The sequence below is a fragment of the Stenotrophomonas sp. 1278 genome (assembly GCF_029892765.1).
Taxonomy (GTDB): domain Bacteria; phylum Pseudomonadota; class Gammaproteobacteria; order Xanthomonadales; family Xanthomonadaceae; genus Stenotrophomonas; species Stenotrophomonas indicatrix.
The window spans coordinates 20525-38019 of record NZ_JARXWD010000016.1 but is presented as its reverse complement, the minus strand read 5'-3'; the positions used below and the strand labels follow the sequence as shown (position 1 = coordinate 38019).

The 17495-nt window shown below is 63.0% G+C and carries 12 protein-coding genes and 1 tRNA gene; all 13 read left to right on the top strand.

Going from position 1 to position 17495, the window contains the following annotated elements; genetic code table 11:
- The first annotated feature begins 36 nt into the window (after nt 1-36).
- The 13 genes from tuf to fusA all read left to right on the top strand — a co-directional run bounded on the left by tuf (nt 37) and on the right by fusA (nt 17461).
- Complete coding sequence (gene tuf / locus M2299_RS14105; RefSeq protein ID WP_032977440.1) at nt 37-1227, top strand: elongation factor Tu; 1191 nt, start codon at nt 37-39, stop codon at nt 1225-1227.
- Between the two features lie 101 nt (nt 1228-1328).
- Nucleotides 1329-1404, top strand: a tRNA-Trp gene (locus tag M2299_RS14100).
- Between the two features lie 48 nt (nt 1405-1452).
- A complete protein-coding gene (secE, locus tag M2299_RS14095; RefSeq protein ID WP_099841962.1) occupies nt 1453-1866 on the top strand; it encodes a preprotein translocase subunit SecE in 414 nt (137 codons plus the stop codon).
- A 10-nt stretch (nt 1867-1876) separates the two neighbouring features.
- Nucleotides 1877-2437 carry a transcription termination/antitermination protein NusG gene (gene nusG / locus M2299_RS14090; RefSeq protein ID WP_025879350.1) on the top strand — a complete coding sequence of 187 codons (561 nt, stop codon included), beginning with the start codon at nt 1877-1879 and terminating at the stop codon, nt 2435-2437.
- 196 nt (nt 2438-2633) lie between these two features.
- A complete protein-coding gene (rplK, locus tag M2299_RS14085; RefSeq protein WP_004145248.1) occupies nt 2634-3062 on the top strand; it encodes a 50S ribosomal protein L11 in 429 nt (142 codons plus the stop codon).
- 4 nt (nt 3063-3066) lie between these two features.
- The gene (gene rplA / locus M2299_RS14080; RefSeq protein ID WP_025879349.1) at nt 3067-3765 is read left to right on the top strand and encodes a 50S ribosomal protein L1; all 699 of its coding nucleotides are present in this window, start codon (nt 3067-3069) and stop codon (nt 3763-3765) included.
- Between the two features lie 388 nt (nt 3766-4153).
- A complete protein-coding gene (gene rplJ, locus M2299_RS14075; protein WP_025879348.1) occupies nt 4154-4690 on the top strand; it encodes a 50S ribosomal protein L10 in 537 nt (178 codons plus the stop codon).
- Between the two features lie 63 nt (nt 4691-4753).
- On the top strand, nt 4754-5119 hold the full coding sequence (rplL, locus tag M2299_RS14070; RefSeq protein WP_025879347.1) for a 50S ribosomal protein L7/L12: 366 nt from the start codon (nt 4754-4756) through the stop codon (nt 5117-5119).
- Nucleotides 5120-5445: 326 nt separating this feature from the next.
- The gene (rpoB, locus tag M2299_RS14065) at nt 5446-9600 is read left to right on the top strand and encodes a DNA-directed RNA polymerase subunit beta (RefSeq protein ID WP_025879346.1); all 4155 of its coding nucleotides are present in this window, start codon (nt 5446-5448) and stop codon (nt 9598-9600) included.
- Nucleotides 9601-9689: 89 nt separating this feature from the next.
- Nucleotides 9690-13931 carry a DNA-directed RNA polymerase subunit beta' gene (rpoC, locus tag M2299_RS14060; RefSeq protein WP_025879345.1) on the top strand — a complete coding sequence of 1414 codons (4242 nt, stop codon included), beginning with the start codon at nt 9690-9692 and terminating at the stop codon, nt 13929-13931.
- 395 nt (nt 13932-14326) lie between these two features.
- Nucleotides 14327-14701 carry a 30S ribosomal protein S12 gene (gene rpsL / locus M2299_RS14055; RefSeq protein WP_025879344.1) on the top strand — a complete coding sequence of 125 codons (375 nt, stop codon included), beginning with the start codon at nt 14327-14329 and terminating at the stop codon, nt 14699-14701.
- A 12-nt stretch (nt 14702-14713) separates the two neighbouring features.
- On the top strand, nt 14714-15181 hold the full coding sequence (gene rpsG / locus M2299_RS14050; RefSeq protein WP_025879343.1) for a 30S ribosomal protein S7: 468 nt from the start codon (nt 14714-14716) through the stop codon (nt 15179-15181).
- A gap of 138 nt (nt 15182-15319) precedes the next feature.
- Complete coding sequence (fusA, locus tag M2299_RS14045; RefSeq protein ID WP_025879342.1) at nt 15320-17461, top strand: elongation factor G; 2142 nt, start codon at nt 15320-15322, stop codon at nt 17459-17461.
- Nucleotides 17462-17495 lie beyond the last annotated feature (34 nt).

Here is a 17495-nt window from a genome sequence, read left to right as displayed (position 1 = left end):
TCAGCACCACACCAGACGAATTCGAGATAAGCAGCCATGGCCAAGGGTAAGTTCGAGCGCACCAAGCCGCACGTCAATGTCGGCACCATCGGTCACGTCGACCACGGCAAGACCACGCTGACCGCCGCACTGACCAAGATCGGTGCCGAGCGCTTTGGTGGCGAGTTCAAGGATTACTCCGCGATCGACGCTGCGCCGGAAGAAAAGGCACGTGGCATCACGATCTCGACCGCGCACGTCGAATACGAATCCACCGTTCGTCACTACGCCCACGTCGATTGCCCGGGCCATGCTGACTACGTCAAGAACATGATCACCGGTGCTGCCCAGATGGACGGCGCGATCCTGGTGTGCTCGGCCGCTGACGGCCCGATGCCGCAGACCCGCGAGCACATCCTGCTGTCGCGTCAGGTCGGCGTGCCGTACATCGTCGTGTTCCTGAACAAGGCCGACATGGTTGACGATGCCGAGCTGCTGGAACTGGTCGAAATGGAAGTCCGCGAGCTGCTGAGCAAGTACGACTTCCCGGGCGACGACACCCCGATCATCTCGGGTTCGGCCCGTCTGGCGCTGGAAGGCGACCAGAGCGACATCGGCGTGCCGGCCGTCATCAAGCTGGTCGAGGCGCTGGACACCTGGATCCCGACCCCGGAGCGTGACGTCGACAAGGCATTCCTGATGCCGGTCGAAGACGTGTTCTCGATCTCGGGCCGCGGCACCGTGGTGACCGGTCGTATCGAGCGCGGCGTGATCAAGGTTGGCGAAGAAATCGAAATCGTCGGCATCCGTCCGGTGCAGAAAACCACCGTGACCGGCGTGGAAATGTTCCGCAAGCTGCTGGACCAGGGCCAGGCAGGCGACAACGCCGGTCTGCTGCTGCGCGGCACCAAGCGTGACGACGTCGAGCGTGGCCAGGTTCTGGCCAAGCCGGGTTCGATCAAGCCGCACACCAAGTTCGACGCCGAAGTGTACGTGCTGTCGAAGGACGAAGGCGGCCGTCACACCCCGTTCTTCAAGGGCTACCGTCCGCAGTTCTACTTCCGTACCACCGACATCACCGGTGCGGTCGAGCTGCCGGAAGGCGTCGAGATGGTGATGCCGGGCGACAACGTGAAGATGGTTGTCACCCTGATCAACCCGGTCGCCATGGACGCCGGCCTGCGCTTCGCAATCCGCGAAGGTGGCCGTACCGTCGGTGCTGGCGTGGTTGCCAACATCCTCGAGTAAGCCTGCATGCCGGCGGTCGCATAGCGCTGCCGGTCTGGCGAGTGGCGGGCCGGGAACCTCGGTCCGCCTTCGCCGTCTAAGGGAAGGCAAGTTTTCAACGTACGCCAGTAGCTCAATTGGCAGAGCAGCGGTCTCCAAAACCGCAGGTTGGGGGTTCGAGTCCCTCCTGGCGTGCCATCTGCCCACCTTACCGAGCGGCCCTGCCGCTAAAGCAGACACAGCCTGATGAATAGCAAGATCGAACATTCCAAGGACACCTCCGCGCAAGGCGGGGATATCGTCAAGTACGTCCTCGCATCGTTGCTGGTGCTGGCAGGTCTGTTCGTCTGGTTCTGGTTCTCCGCCGACTCCGGTCGCGCTGCCCAGCTGGGCGCGTGGGCGGGTCAGCTGCGTGCGTTGGCGGTCGTGGTCGGCCTGGTTGGCGGTATCGGCGTGTTCATGCTGACCGGCAAGGGGCGCGACACACGCGAATTCCTCTCCGAGTCGCGCTTTGAACTGCGTAAAGTGGTCTGGCCGACCCGCCAGGAAGCCATTCGCATGACCTGGGTGGTGATTGTCGTCGTCCTGATTCTCAGCTTGCTGCTGGGCGGGTTCGACTTCCTCATCCAGAAACTGACTCAGTGGTTCCTGAGCCGCTAAGGAGAAATGCATGAAGCGTTGGTACGTCGTTCACGCCTATTCGGGCTTCGAGAAGTCGGTGGCGCAGGCTCTGCGCGATCGCATCGTCCGTGACGGCATGGAAGAGCGCTTCGGCGACGTCCTGGTTCCGACCGAGGAAGTGATCGAAATGCGCGCCGGCCAGAAGCGCCGTTCCGAGCGCAAGTTCTTCCCCGGTTACGTGCTGGTCCAGATCGAGACTCACGAAGAAGCCGGTATTCCGCGCATCGACAACGAAAGCTGGCATCTGGTCAAGGAAACCCCGCGCGTCATGGGCTTCATCGGCGGAACCGCCGATCGTCCGCTGCCTATCGCCGACTCCGAGGCCGAGGCGATCCTGAACCGTGTCCAGGAAGGCGTCGAGAAGCCGCGTCCGAAGGTGCTGTTCGAGCCGGGCCAGATGGTCCGCGTCACCGAAGGGCCGTTCAACGACTTCAATGGTGTCGTCGAAGAGGTCAATTACGAGAAGAGCCGTCTGCGCGTCTCGGTGTTGATCTTCGGTCGCGCCACCCCGGTCGAGCTTGAGTTCGGTCAGGTCGAAAAGGCCGTCTGATCTGCATTCATATGCCGCTTCAGGCATGTGAAGAAAAAACCTGATATGCTGCGCGGCTCCCGTTGGGAGGCTGGCGGGACGAGGCCACCGAAAGGTGGCCTTCGGCATGATTTCAAAACGCGATGCCGGGACGCGTGATTCCCGGTCCGATGGGGAGCCTGTTGTCGCAAGGCGCTAGCACCCGGAGAGTACTCACATGGCAAAGAAAGTTGTCGGTTATATCAAGCTGCAGGTGAAGGCCGGTCAGGCCAACCCCTCGCCGCCGGTCGGTCCTGCGCTGGGTCAGCGCGGCCTGAACATCATGGAATTCTGCAAGGCCTTCAATGCCGCCACGCAGAAGCTCGAGCCGGGTCTGCCGGTTCCGGTGATCATCACGGCCTATTCGGACCGTACGTTCACCTTCATCACCAAGAGCACTCCGGCCACCACCCTGCTGAAGAAGGCCGCTGGCATCTCGTCGGGCTCCAAGCGCCCGAACACCGAGAAGGTCGGCAAGGTCACCCGTAAGCAGCTGGAAGAGATCGCCAAGGCGAAGGAACCGGATCTGACTGCCGCCGACCTGGACGCCGCCGTGCGTACCATCGCTGGCTCTGCCCGTTCCATGGGCCTCGTGGTGGAGGGTTAAGAAGATGGCACAGACCAAGCGTGAGAAGGCCATCAAGGCCGCTATCGTTCCGGGCAAGGCATACGCCTTCGAGGACGCAATCAACATCCTGAAGACCGCCACCAAGGCCAAGTTCGTCGAGTCGATCGACGTTGCTGTGCGCCTGGGCGTCGACGCGAAGAAGTCCGACCAGCAGGTCCGTGGCTCCACCGTGCTGCCGGCTGGTACCGGCAAGTCGGTCCGCGTCGCTGTCTTCGCTCCGGCCGGTGCCAAGGCTGATGAAGCCCTGGCCGCTGGCGCCGAAGCCGTCGGTATGGACGACCTGGCCGAGAAGATGCAGGCCGGCGATCTGAACTACGACGTCGTGATCGCGACCCCGGACGCAATGCGCGTTGTCGGTAAGCTGGGTACCGTGCTGGGCCCGCGCGGCCTGATGCCGAACCCGAAGGTCGGCACCGTCTCCCCGAACCCGGGTGAGGCTGTGAAGAATGCCAAGTCGGGTCAGGTGCGTTACCGCACCGACAAGGCCGGCATCATCCACTGCACCATCGGCAAGGCCGACTTCGCCGAAGACGCGCTGAAGTCGAACCTGACCGCGCTGCTGCTGGACCTGATCAAGGCCAAGCCGGCCACCTCGAAGGGCACCTACCTGCAGAAGGTTTCGGTCAGCTCGACGATGGGCCCGGGCGTCACCGTCGACCAGTCGTCGCTGAGCCTGAAGTAATCGTTTCAAGCGGTCGCGGGTCCCTCGGGTCCCGCGACCGTGACATTTGAAGGCATCGCCGGCAACCCATCGCCGGTGGTAGCCGTCAAAGACCGCAGGTGCGGTCGTGGCATGCCGGCGACGGGCACGGAAGCTCGATTTGGCAGGGAGTCGCCGCCGGAGCAGTCACGAACGCTTAATCGATTCCCCGGAATCACCCTGCGTAGATGGTGCCCTTCTGGAGTTTTTCTGGTTCACGCACGTCTGGGGTTACCCAGGTTGGCCCACTCCAGGTCTAGAACGGCCCACCCCCCGGAACATCATTCCGATGTTCCCGGCGTCCAGGACGGATGCCGCACAGGACCGCACACGGCAGGAGCCGTAAGCGGAGTTCAATCGGAGGAGTGCAATGGCTCTCAATCTGTCCCAGAAGCAAGAAGTAGTCGCGGAGCTGGCAGACATCGCCGCCAAGGCCCACTCCTTGATCGCAGCCGAATACGCTGGCACCACGGTCGCTCAGATGACCGCGATGCGTAAGCAGGCTCGTGAAACCGGCGTTTTCTTGAAAGTTGTCAAGAACACCCTGGCGTCGCGTGCCGTTGAAGGCACCGAGTTCGCAGTCGCACAGGACCAGATGGTTGGTCCGCTGCTGTACGCGTTCTCGCTCGAGGAGCCCGGTGCTGCCGGTCGCCTGATCAAGGATGCCGCCAAGGGCAACGACAAGCTTAAGGCCAAGGTCGTCGCAATCGGTGGTGAAGTGTTCCCGGCAAGCCATGTCGACGTGTTGGCCTCGCTGCCGACCCGCGACCAGGCCCTGGCAATGCTGGCACGCGTCCTGACCGAGCCGGTCACGATGTTCGCCCGCGCCATCAAGGCAATCGGCGACAAGCAGAATGGTGGCGACGTCGCCGCCGACGCTGCTGAACCGGCCGCCGAGACCGCCTGAGTTTCGACTAATCGTGGTTCCTGACGGAACCTCAATCCAGAAAAACATCCAAAGGTAATTATCATGTCCCTTACCAACGAACAGATCGTCGACGCCATCGCCGAGAAGTCCCTGATGGAAGTGATGGAGCTGGTCAAGGCCATCGAAGAGAAGTTCGGCGTCTCCGCCGCTGCTCCGGTCGCCGCTGCTGTGGCTGGCCCGGCTGCCGTCGTTGAAGAGCAGACCGAATTCGTCGTCACCCTGAAGACCGCTGGCGACAAGAAGGTCGAAGTCATCAAGGCCGTCCGCGCCATCACCGGCCTGGGCCTGAAGGAAGCGAAGGACCTGGCCGAAGCCGGCGGCGTCCTGAAGGACAACGCTTCGAAGGACGAAGCCGAGAAGATGAAGAAGGACCTGGAAGCTGCTGGCGCGACTGTCGAAGTCAAGTAAGCACTTCCATTGCGTCGCCATCGAAATCCGGCGATGCAGCCAAGGCTGGGGGCGTAAGCCCCCGGCCTTTGGTCGTTGTTGTAGGCCCGGCCAATCGTGGCGCGGTTCTACGGAAATACGGTGAAAAAGCCCAACACGGGCTGCGGTCAAACCCTGGCCGGCCAGCGCAACGCGCGGCGGCGGGGGAGTGGATGCAGACGAGTTGGCAGTTGGAAGTAGCGGGAGAAGGCGTGCTGGTGCCGGCAATACCAGCGACTTCCAACTGACAATTTCAAGTTCCCTTCGGGTCGTGGGCGCACGACTCGCACAACAAGGTGGAAGACCTCATGACGTCCTATTCGTTCACCGAAAAAAAGCGTATCCGCAAGGATTTCGGCAAGCAGCGTTCGATTCTCGAAGTGCCGTTCCTGCTCGCCATCCAGGTGGATTCCTACCGTGAATTCCTGCAGGAAAACGTCGATCCGGCCAAGCGCACGGACCACGGCCTGCACGCTGCACTGAAGTCGGTCTTCCCGATCGCCAGCTACAGCGGCAATGCTGCCCTGGAATACGTCGGCTACAAGCTGGGCGATCCGGTCTTCGACGAGCGTGAGTGCCGTCAGCGTGGCATGAGCTACGGTGCGCCGCTGCGCGTGACCGTGCGCCTGGTGATCTACGACCGCGAGTCGTCGACCAAGGCCATCAAGTACGTGAAGGAGCAGGAGGTCTACCTCGGCGAAATCCCGCTGATGACCGACAACGGCACCTTCATCGTCAACGGCACCGAGCGCGTCATCGTCTCGCAGCTGCACCGCTCGCCGGGCGTGTTCTTCGACCACGACCGTGGCAAGACCCACAGCTCGGGCAAGCTGCTGTACAGCGCCCGCATCATTCCTTACCGCGGCTCCTGGCTGGACTTCGAGTTCGACCCGAAGGACGCGCTGTTCACCCGTATCGACCGTCGCCGCAAGCTGCCGGTGTCGATCCTGCTGCGTGCGCTTGGCTACAGCAACGAAGAGATGCTGGCCGAGTTCTTCGAGATCAACACCTTCCACATCAACCCGGATGAAGGCGTCCAGCTGGAGCTGGTGCCCGAGCGCCTGCGCGGCGAAACCCTGGGCTTCGACCTCGCCGACGGCGACAAGGTCATCGTGGAAGCCGGCAAGCGCATCACCGCGCGCCACATCAAGCAGCTGGAAGCCTCGGGCATCGCCGCCCTGGCCGTGCCGGACGACTACATCGTCGGCCGCATCCTGTCGCACGACGTGGTCGATGCCTCCACCGGCGAACTGCTGGCCCAGGCCAACGACGAAATCACCGACGAACAGCTGCAGGCCTTCCGCAAGGCCGGCGTCGATGCCGTGGGCACCCTGTGGGTGAACGACCTGGATCGTGGCCCGTACCTGTCCAACACCCTGCGCATCGATCCGACCAAGACCCAGCTGGAAGCCCTGGTCGAGATCTACCGCATGATGCGTCCGGGCGAGCCGCCGACCAAGGATGCCGCGCAGAACCTGTTCCACAACCTGTTCTTCACTTTCGAGCGCTACGACCTGTCCGCAGTCGGCCGCATGAAGTTCAACCGTCGCGTGGGCCGCAAGGAAACCACCGGCGAAGCCGTGCTGTACGACCGCAAGTACTACGGCGAGCGCAACGACGAAGAGTCCAAGCGCCTGGTTGCCGCCCACGGCGACAGCTCGGACATCCTGGACGTGATCAAGGTCCTGACCGAGATCCGCAACGGTCGCGGCGTGGTCGATGACATCGATCACCTGGGCAACCGTCGCGTGCGTTCGGTCGGTGAAATGGCCGAGAACGTGTTCCGCGTGGGCCTGGTCCGCGTCGAGCGCGCGGTTAAGGAACGCCTGTCGATGGCCGAGTCGGAAGGCCTGACCCCGCAGGAGCTGATCAACGCCAAGCCGGTGGCTGCGGCGATCAAGGAATTCTTCGGCTCCTCGCAGCTGTCGCAGTTCATGGATCAGAACAACCCGCTGTCGGAAGTCACGCACAAGCGTCGCGTCTCGGCCCTGGGCCCGGGCGGCCTGACCCGTGAGCGCGCCGGCTTCGAAGTGCGCGACGTGCACCCGACCCATTACGGCCGCGTCTGCACCATCGAAACGCCGGAAGGCCCGAACATTGGCCTGATCAACTCGCTGGCCGTGTACGCCCGCACCAACCAGTACGGTTTCCTCGAGACCCCGTACCGCAAGGTCGTGGACGGCAAGGTCTTCGACGAAGTCGAGTTCCTGTCGGCCATCGAAGAAAACGAGTACGTCATCGCCCAGGCCAACGCCCTGACCGATGCCAACAGCGTGCTGACCGAGCAGTTCGTCCCCTGCCGTTACCAGGGCGAATCGCTGCTGAAGCCGCCGGCGGAAGTCCACTTCATGGACGTCTCGCCGATGCAGACCGTGTCGATCGCGGCCGCGCTGGTTCCGTTCCTGGAGCACGATGACGCCAACCGCGCACTGATGGGCGCCAACATGCAGCGTCAGGCCGTGCCGACCCTGCGTGCGCAGAAGCCGCTGGTCGGTACCGGCATCGAGCGCGCCGTGGCGCGTGACTCGGGCGTGACCGTGAACGCCCGTCGTGGTGGTGAGATCGTGCAGATCGACGCCGCCCGCATCGTGGTCAAGGTCAATGAAGCCGAGATCACCGACGCGTCCGACGCCGGCGTGGACATCTACAACCTGATCAAGTACACCCGCTCCAACCAGAACACCTGCATCAACCAGCGTCCGCTGGTGGAAGTGGGCAACGTGGTGGCGCGTGGCGACGTGCTGGCCGATGGTCCGTCCACCGACATCGGTGAACTGGCCCTGGGCCAGAACATGCTGATCGCCTTCATGCCGTGGAACGGCTACAACTTCGAAGACTCCATCCTGCTCTCCGAGCGCGTGGTGGAAGAGGATCGCTACACCACGATCCACATCGAAGAGCTGACCTGCGTTGCGCGTGACACCAAGCTGGGGCCGGAGGAAATCTCGGCCGACATCCCGAACGTTTCCGAGCAGGCGCTGAACCGCCTGGACGAAAGCGGCGTGGTGTACATCGGTGCCGAAGTCCGCGCCGGCGACATCATGGTCGGCAAGGTCACCCCGAAGGGCGAAAGCCAGCTGACCCCGGAAGAGAAGCTGCTGCGCGCGATCTTCGGCGAGAAGGCTTCGGACGTGAAGGACAGCTCGCTGCGCGTGCCCCCGGGCATGGACGGCACCGTCATCGACGTGCAGGTCTTCACCCGCGACGGCATCGAGAAGGACAAGCGCGCCCGTCAGATCGAAGAGTCTGAAATCAAGCGCGTCAAGAAGGACTTCGACGACCAGTTCCGCATCCTGGAAGCAGCCATCTATGCCCGTCTGCGTTCGCAGATCGTCGGCAAGGTGGTCAACGGTGGCGCCGGCCTGAAGAAGGGCGACGTCATCTCCGACGCCTACCTGGATGGCCTGAAGAAGGCCGACTGGTTCGTGCTGCGCATGAAGGACGAGGACGCCGCCGAAGCCATCGAGCGCGCACAGAAGCAGATCCAGGCGCACGAGAAGGAATTCGAGCGTCGCTTCGCCGACAAGCGCGGCAAGATCACCGCTGGCGACGACCTCGCCCCGGGCGTGCTGAAGATGGTCAAGGTGTTCCTGGCAGTGAAGCGCCGCATCCAGCCGGGCGACAAGATGGCAGGCCGCCACGGCAACAAGGGTGTGGTGTCCAACGTGGTGCCGGTCGAGGACATGCCGTACATGGCCTCGGGCGAAACCGTGGACATCGTGCTGAACCCGCTGGGCGTGCCGTCGCGTATGAACATCGGGCAGATCCTGGAAGTGCACCTGGGCTGGGCAGCCAAGGGTCTGGGTCGCAAGATCCAGGCAATGCTGGAAGCCCAGGCCGCGGTCGCCGACCTGCGCAAGTTCCTGGACGACATCTACAACCACGATGACACCAACGTGGCCAACCGTGTCGACCTCTCGCAGTTCAGCGACGAGGAACTGCTGCGCCTGGCCCGCAACCTGTTCGACGGCGTGCCGATGGCAACGCCGGTGTTCGACGGTGCCACCGAAGCGGAAATCAAGCGCATGCTGGAACTGGCCGACCTGCCGAGCAGTGGCCAGACCCAGCTGTATGACGGCCGCACCGGTGAAGCCTTCGATCGCCACACCACCGTTGGCTACATGCACTACCTGAAGCTGAACCACCTGGTCGACGACAAGATGCACGCCCGTTCGACCGGTCCGTACTCGCTCGTCACCCAGCAGCCGCTGGGCGGCAAAGCGCAGTTCGGCGGCCAGCGCTTCGGTGAAATGGAAGTCTGGGCGCTGGAAGCCTACGGCGCGGCCTACACCCTGCAGGAAATGCTGACGGTGAAGTCCGATGACGTGCAGGGCCGCAACCAGATGTACAAGAACATCGTCGACGGTGAGCACGAGATGGTCGCGGGCATGCCGGAATCCTTCAACGTCCTGGTGAAGGAAATCCGCTCGCTGGCCATCAACATGGAACTGGAAGACAACTGATCCATGCCGGCGCGGCGGCCACCGCCGCCGCGCCGCTGGCAGTGAACTGAAAGCCCATCGACACAGCATTCCTCCTTCTGGAGAACACCATGAAAGACCTGCTCAACCTCTTCAACCAGCAGCGCCAGACGCTGGACTTCGACGCGATCAAGATCGCGCTGGCTTCGCCGGACCTTATCCGTTCGTGGTCCTTCGGCGAAGTGAAGAAGCCGGAAACCATCAACTACCGTACCTTCAAGCCGGAACGTGACGGCCTGTTCTGCGCCGCCATCTTCGGACCGGTCAAGGACTACGAGTGCCTGTGCGGCAAGTACAAGCGCATGAAGCACCGCGGCGTGGTCTGCGAGAAGTGCGGCACCGAAGTGACCCTGGCCAAGGTGCGTCGCGAGCGCATGGGCCACATCGACCTGGCCTCGCCGGTCGCGCACATCTGGTTCCTGAAGTCGCTGCCGTCGCGCATCGGCCTGATGCTGGACATGACCCTGCGCGATATCGAGCGCGTGCTGTACTTCGAAGCCTACGTGGTGACCGAGCCGGGCCTGACCGCCCTGGAGCGCCGCCAGCTGCTGACCGAAGAACAGTACCTGCAGGCCCGCCAGGAGCATGGCGACGACTTCGACGCCGCCATGGGCGCCGAGGCCGTGTACGAGCTGCTGCGCACCATCGACCTGCAGTCGGAAATGACCCGCCTGCGCGAAGAGATCGCCAGCACCGGTTCGGAAACCAAGCTGAAGCGACTGACCAAGCGCATCAAGCTGATCGAAGCCTTCCTGGAATCGGGCAACCGTCCGGAGTGGATGGTCATGACCGTCCTGCCGGTGCTGCCGCCGGACCTGCGTCCGCTGGTTCCGCTGGATGGTGGCCGCTTCGCGACCTCCGATCTGAACGACCTGTACCGCCGTGTCATCAACCGCAACAACCGCCTGCGCCGCCTGCTCGAACTGAGCGCGCCGGACATCATCGTGCGCAATGAAAAGCGCATGCTGCAGGAATCGGTCGATGCGCTGCTGGACAACGGCCGTCGCGGCCGTGCCATCACCGGCACCAACAAGCGCCCGCTGAAGTCGCTGGCCGACATGATCAAGGGCAAGCAGGGTCGTTTCCGCCAGAACCTGCTCGGCAAGCGCGTCGACTACTCGGGCCGTTCGGTCATCGTGGTCGGTCCGTACCTGCGCCTGCACCAGTGCGGCCTGCCGAAGAAGATGGCGCTCGAACTGTTCAAGCCGTTCGTGTTCGCCAAGCTGCAGCGTCGTGGCCTGGCCACCACCATCAAGGCCGCCAAGAAGCTGGTCGAGCGCGAAGAAGCCGAAGTCTGGGACATCCTGGAAGAGGTCATCCGCGAGCATCCGGTGATGCTGAACCGTGCGCCGACCCTGCATCGTCTGGGCATCCAGGCCTTCGAGCCGGTCCTGATCGAAGGCAAGGCCATCCAGCTGCACCCGCTGGTCTGCACCGCGTTCAACGCCGACTTCGACGGTGACCAGATGGCCGTCCACGTGCCGCTTTCGCTGGAAGCCCAGCTGGAAGCGCGTGCGCTGATGATGTCCACCAACAACATCCTGTCGCCGGCCAACGGCGAGCCGATCATCGTGCCGTCGCAGGACGTCGTGCTGGGTCTGTACTACATGACCCGCTCGCTGGAAAACAAGAAGGGCGAGGGCATGGCCTTCGCCAACATCGCCGAAGTCAAGCGCGCCTACGACAACCGCGTGGTGGAACTGCACGCGCGCGTCAAGGTCCGCATCACCGAGGTGGTGACCGACGAGGAAGGCAACAAGCAGAGCAAGACCTCGATCGTGGATACCACCATCGGTCGCGCCCTGCTGGCTGAAATCCTGCCGGAAGGCCTGCCGTTCGCGCTGGCCAACACCGAGCTGACCAAGAAGAACATCAGCCGCCTGATCAACTCCAGCTACCGCCAGCTGGGTCTGAAGGACACGGTCGTGTTCGCCGACAAGCTGATGTACACCGGCTTCGCCTACGCGACCCGCGCCGGCGTCTCGATCGGCATCGACGACATGCTGATCCCGGACGAGAAGAAGGGCATCCTCACCGAGGCCGAAGCCGAAGTGCTGGAAATCCAGGAGCAGTACCAGTCGGGCCTGGTCACCGCCGGCGAGCGCTACAACAAGGTGGTCGACATCTGGTCGCGCACCAATGAGCGCATCGCCAAGGCGATGATGGACACCATCGGTACCGAGAAGGTCATCAATGCCAAGGGCGAGACCATCGACCAGAAGTCGATGAACTCCCTGTACATCATGGCCGACTCCGGTGCACGAGGCAGCCAGGCGCAGATCCGTCAGCTGGCCGGCATGCGTGGCCTGATGGCCCGTCCCGATGGCTCGATCATCGAGACGCCCATCAAGGCGAACTTCCGCGAAGGCCTGAACGTGCAGGAGTACTTCAACTCCACCCACGGTGCCCGTAAGGGTCTGGCCGATACCGCGCTGAAGACCGCGAACTCGGGTTACCTGACCCGTCGTCTGGTCGACGTGGCGCAGGACGTGGTGATCACCGAGGTGGATTGCGGTACCACCGAAGGCCTGATCATGACCCCGATCGTTGAAGGCGGCGACGTGGTCGAGCCGTTGAAGGATCGCGTGCTGGGTCGCGTGGTTGCCGAGGACGTGTTCCTGCCGGGCAACGACGAAGATCCGATCGTCACCCGCAACACCCTGCTCGACGAAGCCTGGGTCGCCAAGCTTGAAGAGGCCAGCGTGCAGACCATCAAGGTCCGCTCGACGATCTCCTGCGAATCGGCCTTCGGCGTCTGCGCTCGCTGCTACGGCCGCGATCTGGCCCGTGGTCACCTGGTCAACATCGGTGAAGCGGTCGGCGTCATCGCCGCGCAGTCCATCGGTGAGCCGGGTACCCAGCTGACGATGCGTACGTTCCACATCGGTGGTGCGGCATCGCGAGCTGCTGCGGTCGACAACATCACCGTCAAGACCACCGGCTCGGTCAAGTTCAGCAACCTCAAGTCGGTTGCCCATGCCAACGGCTCGCTGGTCGCGGTGTCGCGCTCGGGTGAAATGTCGGTGCTCGATGCGCACGGCCGTGAGCGTGAGCGTTACAAGCTGCCGTACGGTGCGACCATCACCTCCAAGGACGGTGATGCGGTCAAGGCTGGCCAGACCGTGGCCAACTGGGATCCGCATAACCATCCGATCGTTTCGGAAGTGGCCGGTTTCATCCGCTTCATCGACTTCGTCGACGGCATTACCGTCATCGAGAAGACCGATGAGCTGACCGGCCTGGCGTCGCGCGAAATCACCGACCCGAAGCGCCGCGGCGCCCAGGCGAAGGATCTGCGCCCGATCGTCCGCATCGTCGATGGCAAGGGCAACGACCTGTCGATTCCGGGCACCGACCTGCCGGCGCAGTACCTGCTGCCGCCGCGCTCGATCGTCAACCTGCAGGACGGCGCTGCCGTCGGCGTGGGTGACGTGGTTGCCAAGATCCCGCAGGAAGCGTCGAAGACCCGCGACATCACCGGTGGTCTGCCGCGCGTGGCCGATCTGTTCGAAGCCCGCAAGCCGAAGGATCCGGCAGTGCTGGCCGAGCGTTCGGGCATCATCAGCTTCGGCAAGGACACCAAGGGCAAGCAGCGCCTGATCATCAAGGACACCGATGGTTCGGAACACGAAGAGCTGATTCCGAAGTACCGTCAGGTCATCGTGTTCGAAGGTGAGCACGTGACCAAGGGCGAAACCATCGTCGACGGCGAACCGAGCCCGCAGGACATCCTGCGTCTGCTGGGTGTCGAGCCGCTGGCCGCCTACCTGGTCAAGGAAATCCAGGACGTGTACCGCCTGCAGGGCGTGAAGATCAACGACAAGCACATCGAGGTGATCACCCGCCAGATGCTGCGCAAGGTCGAGATCACCGATCAGGGCAGCAGCAAGTTCCTGAACGGCGAACAGGTCGAGCGCCAGCGCGTCATCGAGGAAAATGCACGCCTGACCACCCGCAACGAGCTGATTGCTCGTTTCGATCCGGTCCTGCTGGGCATCACCAAGGCATCGCTGGCTACCGAATCGTTCATCTCGGCTGCTTCCTTCCAGGAAACCACCCGCGTGCTGACCGAGGCTGCCGTCCGCGGCACCAAGGACAACCTGCGCGGCCTGAAGGAAAACGTGATCGTCGGCCGTCTGATTCCGGCCGGTACCGGTCTGACCTACCACGCCAACCGCCGCCGCAATGCGAGCGGGCTGACGGACTCGGAAATGCAGACCCTGGCCGGCACCCCGGCAGCTGCAGCCGCCGTGGCCGTGGCAGCACCGGAAGTGGTGGTGGAGTCGACCGACGCCGAGCAGGCCGAGGATTGATCGGCCGGTCCGGCTCAGGCCGGACCTCGATCGGGCAGGGGGCGGCCATCGGCCGGTCCCTGCTTCATGGTCCGGCTCCGTGCCGGACACGTATCACGCAGGACCCGCCTCGGCGGGATCTGCACTCGAGGGCCCAGGCCGCTGGTCTGTTCGCCGTCGATGAGGTAGGATGCCGCCCCGGCCCAGCGATGGGTCGGGCGACAACCTGAACGGGGGGCATGGAGAAGGCTCCCCTGTAACGGCCCAGGATCAGGGCTGGCTTGGCGTGTGCGCATTTGACCGCGTTTTCGCCAGGTTGCTACAATCGTCTGTCTCAGCAGGCCGGTCTTTCGCCTGCTCGCACATATCCGCATTCATGGCCGGTTTTTTTCGGCCTCTCTCAGAAGAACATACTGATGGCGACGATCAATCAGCTTGTCCGCAAGCCGCGGCAGGCAACCACTTATAAGAGCGCCTCGCCGGCTCTCGAAAAGTGCCCCCAGCGCCGTGGCGTCTGCACGCGCGTTTACACCACTACTCCGAAGAAGCCGAACTCGGCCCTTCGCAAGGTTGCCAAGGTTCGCCTGACCAACCAGGAAGAAGTGATTTCCTACATCGGCGGTGAAGGCCACAACCTGCAGGAGCACTCCGTGGTCCTGATCCGTGGCGGTCGCGTCAAGGATCTGCCGGGTGTGCGTTACCACACCGTTCGTGGTTCGCTCGACGCCTCTGGCGTTGCCAAGCGTCGCCAGGGCCGTTCCAAGTACGGCGCCAAGCGTCCGAAGAGCTAAGGGAAAGCACACATGTCTCGTAAAGGTAATACGCCGCAGCGCGCAGTCCTGCCGGATCCGAAGCACGGAAGCGAAACCATCGCCCGTTTCATCAACATGGTGATGCTGAGCGGCAAGAAGTCGGTCGCTGAAAAGATCGTCTATGGCGCCATGGACGTGATCGGTGAGAAGAACCCGAATTCCGTCGAGCTGGTTCAGAAGGCTCTGGAAAACGTGGCTCCGTCGGTCGAAGTCAAGTCCCGCCGCGTCGGTGGTGCCACCTACCAGGTGCCGGTCGAAGTGCGCGCCTCGCGCAAGATGGCTCTGGCCATGCGTTGGCTGATCGACTCCGCGCGCAAGCGTGGTGAGAACACCATGCCGAAGAAGCTGGCTGCTGAACTGATCGACGCCTCGGAAAACCGTGGCGGCGCCATCAAGAAGCGCGAAGAAACCCACCGCATGGCCGAAGCCAACAAGGCATTCGCCCACTACCGCTGGTGAGTTTGACGGCCTTGTAAAACAGGCAGGGCAGCACCATCTCGGTGCTGCCTCGCGGCCCCAGAAGGGCTGCGCCAATCCGAAGGCCGCCGAAAGGCGGCGTTCGGCCATCCGAAATCCAAGAAATCTGAGAGGCTCCCCGTGGCCCGTTCCACTCCCATCGAGCGTTACCGCAATTTCGGCATCATGGCCCACATCGATGCCGGCAAGACCACCACGTCCGAGCGCATCCTGTTCTACACCGGCAAGAGCCACAAGATCGGTGAAGTGCATGACGGCGCCGCCACCATGGACTGGATGGAGCAGGAGCAGGAGCGTGGCATCACGATCCAGTCCGCTGCGACCACCGCGTTCTGGAAGGGCATGGACAAGTCCCTGCCGGAGCACCGCTTCAACATCATCGACACCCCCGGGCACGTCGACTTCACCATCGAAGTGGAGCGCTCGCTGCGCGTGCTCGACGGTGCCGTCTTCGTGCTGTGTGCCGTCGGTGGCGTGCAGCCGCAGTCGGAAACCGTGTGGCGCCAGGCCAACCGTTACAAGGTGCCGCGCATCGCGTTCGTCAACAAGATGGACCGCACCGGCGCCAACTTCACCAAGGTCGTCGGCCAGCTGAAGGCGAAGCTGGGTGCCAAGGCCGTTCCGATGCAGCTGCCGATCGGCGCTGAGGAAGGCTTCAAGGGCGTCGTCGATCTGCTGAAGATGAAGGCCATCCATTGGGATGAGGCTTCGCAGGGCATGAAGTTCGAGTACAGCGATGTGCCGGCCGACCTGCTGGCTGAAGCGACCGAAGCCCGTACCTTCATGATCGAAGCGGCTGCCGAAGCCAGCGAAGAGCTGATGGACAAGTACCTGGGCGGCGATGAGCTGACCGAGGCCGAGATCATCGAAGCCCTGCGCGTGCGCACCCTGGCGACCGACATCGTGCCGATGTACTGCGGCTCGGCGTTCAAGAACAAGGGCGTGCAGGCCATGCTGGACGGCGTGATCCAGCTGCTGCCGTCGCCGATCGACGTGCCGGACGTGACCGGTACCGACGTTGACGATGAAACCAAGGAAATGAGCCGCAAGTCTGACGACAAGGCTCCCTTCTCGGCCCTGGCCTTCAAGATCATCACCGACCCGTTCGTCGGCGCGCTGACCTTCTTCCGTGTCTACTCGGGCACGTTGAATGCAGGCGACCAGCTGCTGAACTCGGTGAAGGGCAAGAAGGAGCGCATCGGCCGTATCCTGCAGATGCACTCCAACAACCGTGAAGAAATCAAGGAAGTGCTGGCAGGCGACATCGCCGCCGCCGTGGGCCTGAAGGACACCACCACCGGTGACACCCTGTGCTCCATGGATCAGCCGATCATCCTCGAGCGCATGGTGTTCCCGGAACCGGTCATCTCGATGGCCGTCGAGCCGAAGACCAAGTCCGACCAGGAAAAGATGGGTCTGGCACTGGGTCGTCTGGCCCAGGAAGATCCGTCGTTCCGCGTCAAGACCGACGAAGAATCCGGCCAGACCATCATCTCGGGCATGGGCGAGCTGCACCTGGACATCATCGTTGACCGCATGAAGCGCGAGTTCAACGTTGAAGCCAACGTCGGCAAGCCGCAGGTGGCTTACCGCGAAACGATCACCCTGTCGGACGTGAAGTCGGACTACAAGCACGCCAAGCAGTCCGGTGGTAAGGGTCAGTACGGTCACGTCGTGATCGAGCTGTCGCCGATCACCGATGCTGATCGTGCAGATCCGAAGATCGCCGCGGGTATCAAGGACGACTTCCTGTTCATCAACGACATCACCGGTGGCGTGATTCCGAAGGAATTCATTCCGTCGATTGAAAAGGGTCTGCGCGAAACCATCACCAACGGTCCGCTGGCTGGCTTCCCGGTCGTGGACGTCAAGGTGAAGCTGGTGTTCGGCTCGTACCACGACGTCGACTCCTCGGAAATGGCGTTCAAGCTCGCTTCCTCGATGGCCTTCAAGGAAGGCTTCCGCAAGGCCAAGCCGGTCCTGCTGGAGCCGATCATGAAGGTCGAGATCGTGACCCCGGAGGATTACCAGGGTGACGTGATGGGCGACGTGAGCCGTCGTCGCGGCGTTCTGCAGGGTTCTGATACCACCGGTGACGGTTCGGCCAGCATCATCAACGCGATGATCCCGCTGGGCGAAATGTTTGGCTACGCGACCTCGCTGCGTTCGCAGACCCAGGGCCGCGCCACCTTCACGATGGAATTTGACCACTACGAGCCGGCGCCGAACAACATCGCCGACGAAGTCATGAAGAAGTCCTGAGCGTAACGCTCAGGTCCTCCAAACCACTTACGAA

Coding starts and splice junctions, on each gene's coding strand:
- rplL (WP_025879347.1), top strand. CDS start 4,754: ATGTCCCTTACCAACGAACAGATCGTCGACGCCATCGCCGAGAAGTCC.
- rplJ (WP_025879348.1), top strand. CDS start 4,154: ATGGCTCTCAATCTGTCCCAGAAGCAAGAAGTAGTCGCGGAGCTGGCA.
- rpsL (WP_025879344.1), top strand. CDS start 14,327: ATGGCGACGATCAATCAGCTTGTCCGCAAGCCGCGGCAGGCAACCACT.
- rpoC (WP_025879345.1), top strand. CDS start 9,690: ATGAAAGACCTGCTCAACCTCTTCAACCAGCAGCGCCAGACGCTGGAC.
- tuf (WP_032977440.1), top strand. CDS start 37: ATGGCCAAGGGTAAGTTCGAGCGCACCAAGCCGCACGTCAATGTCGGC.
- rpsG (WP_025879343.1), top strand. CDS start 14,714: ATGTCTCGTAAAGGTAATACGCCGCAGCGCGCAGTCCTGCCGGATCCG.
- rplK (WP_004145248.1), top strand. CDS start 2,634: ATGGCAAAGAAAGTTGTCGGTTATATCAAGCTGCAGGTGAAGGCCGGT.
- rplA (WP_025879349.1), top strand. CDS start 3,067: ATGGCACAGACCAAGCGTGAGAAGGCCATCAAGGCCGCTATCGTTCCG.
- rpoB (WP_025879346.1), top strand. CDS start 5,446: ATGACGTCCTATTCGTTCACCGAAAAAAAGCGTATCCGCAAGGATTTC.
- secE (WP_099841962.1), top strand. CDS start 1,453: ATGAATAGCAAGATCGAACATTCCAAGGACACCTCCGCGCAAGGCGGG.
- nusG (WP_025879350.1), top strand. CDS start 1,877: ATGAAGCGTTGGTACGTCGTTCACGCCTATTCGGGCTTCGAGAAGTCG.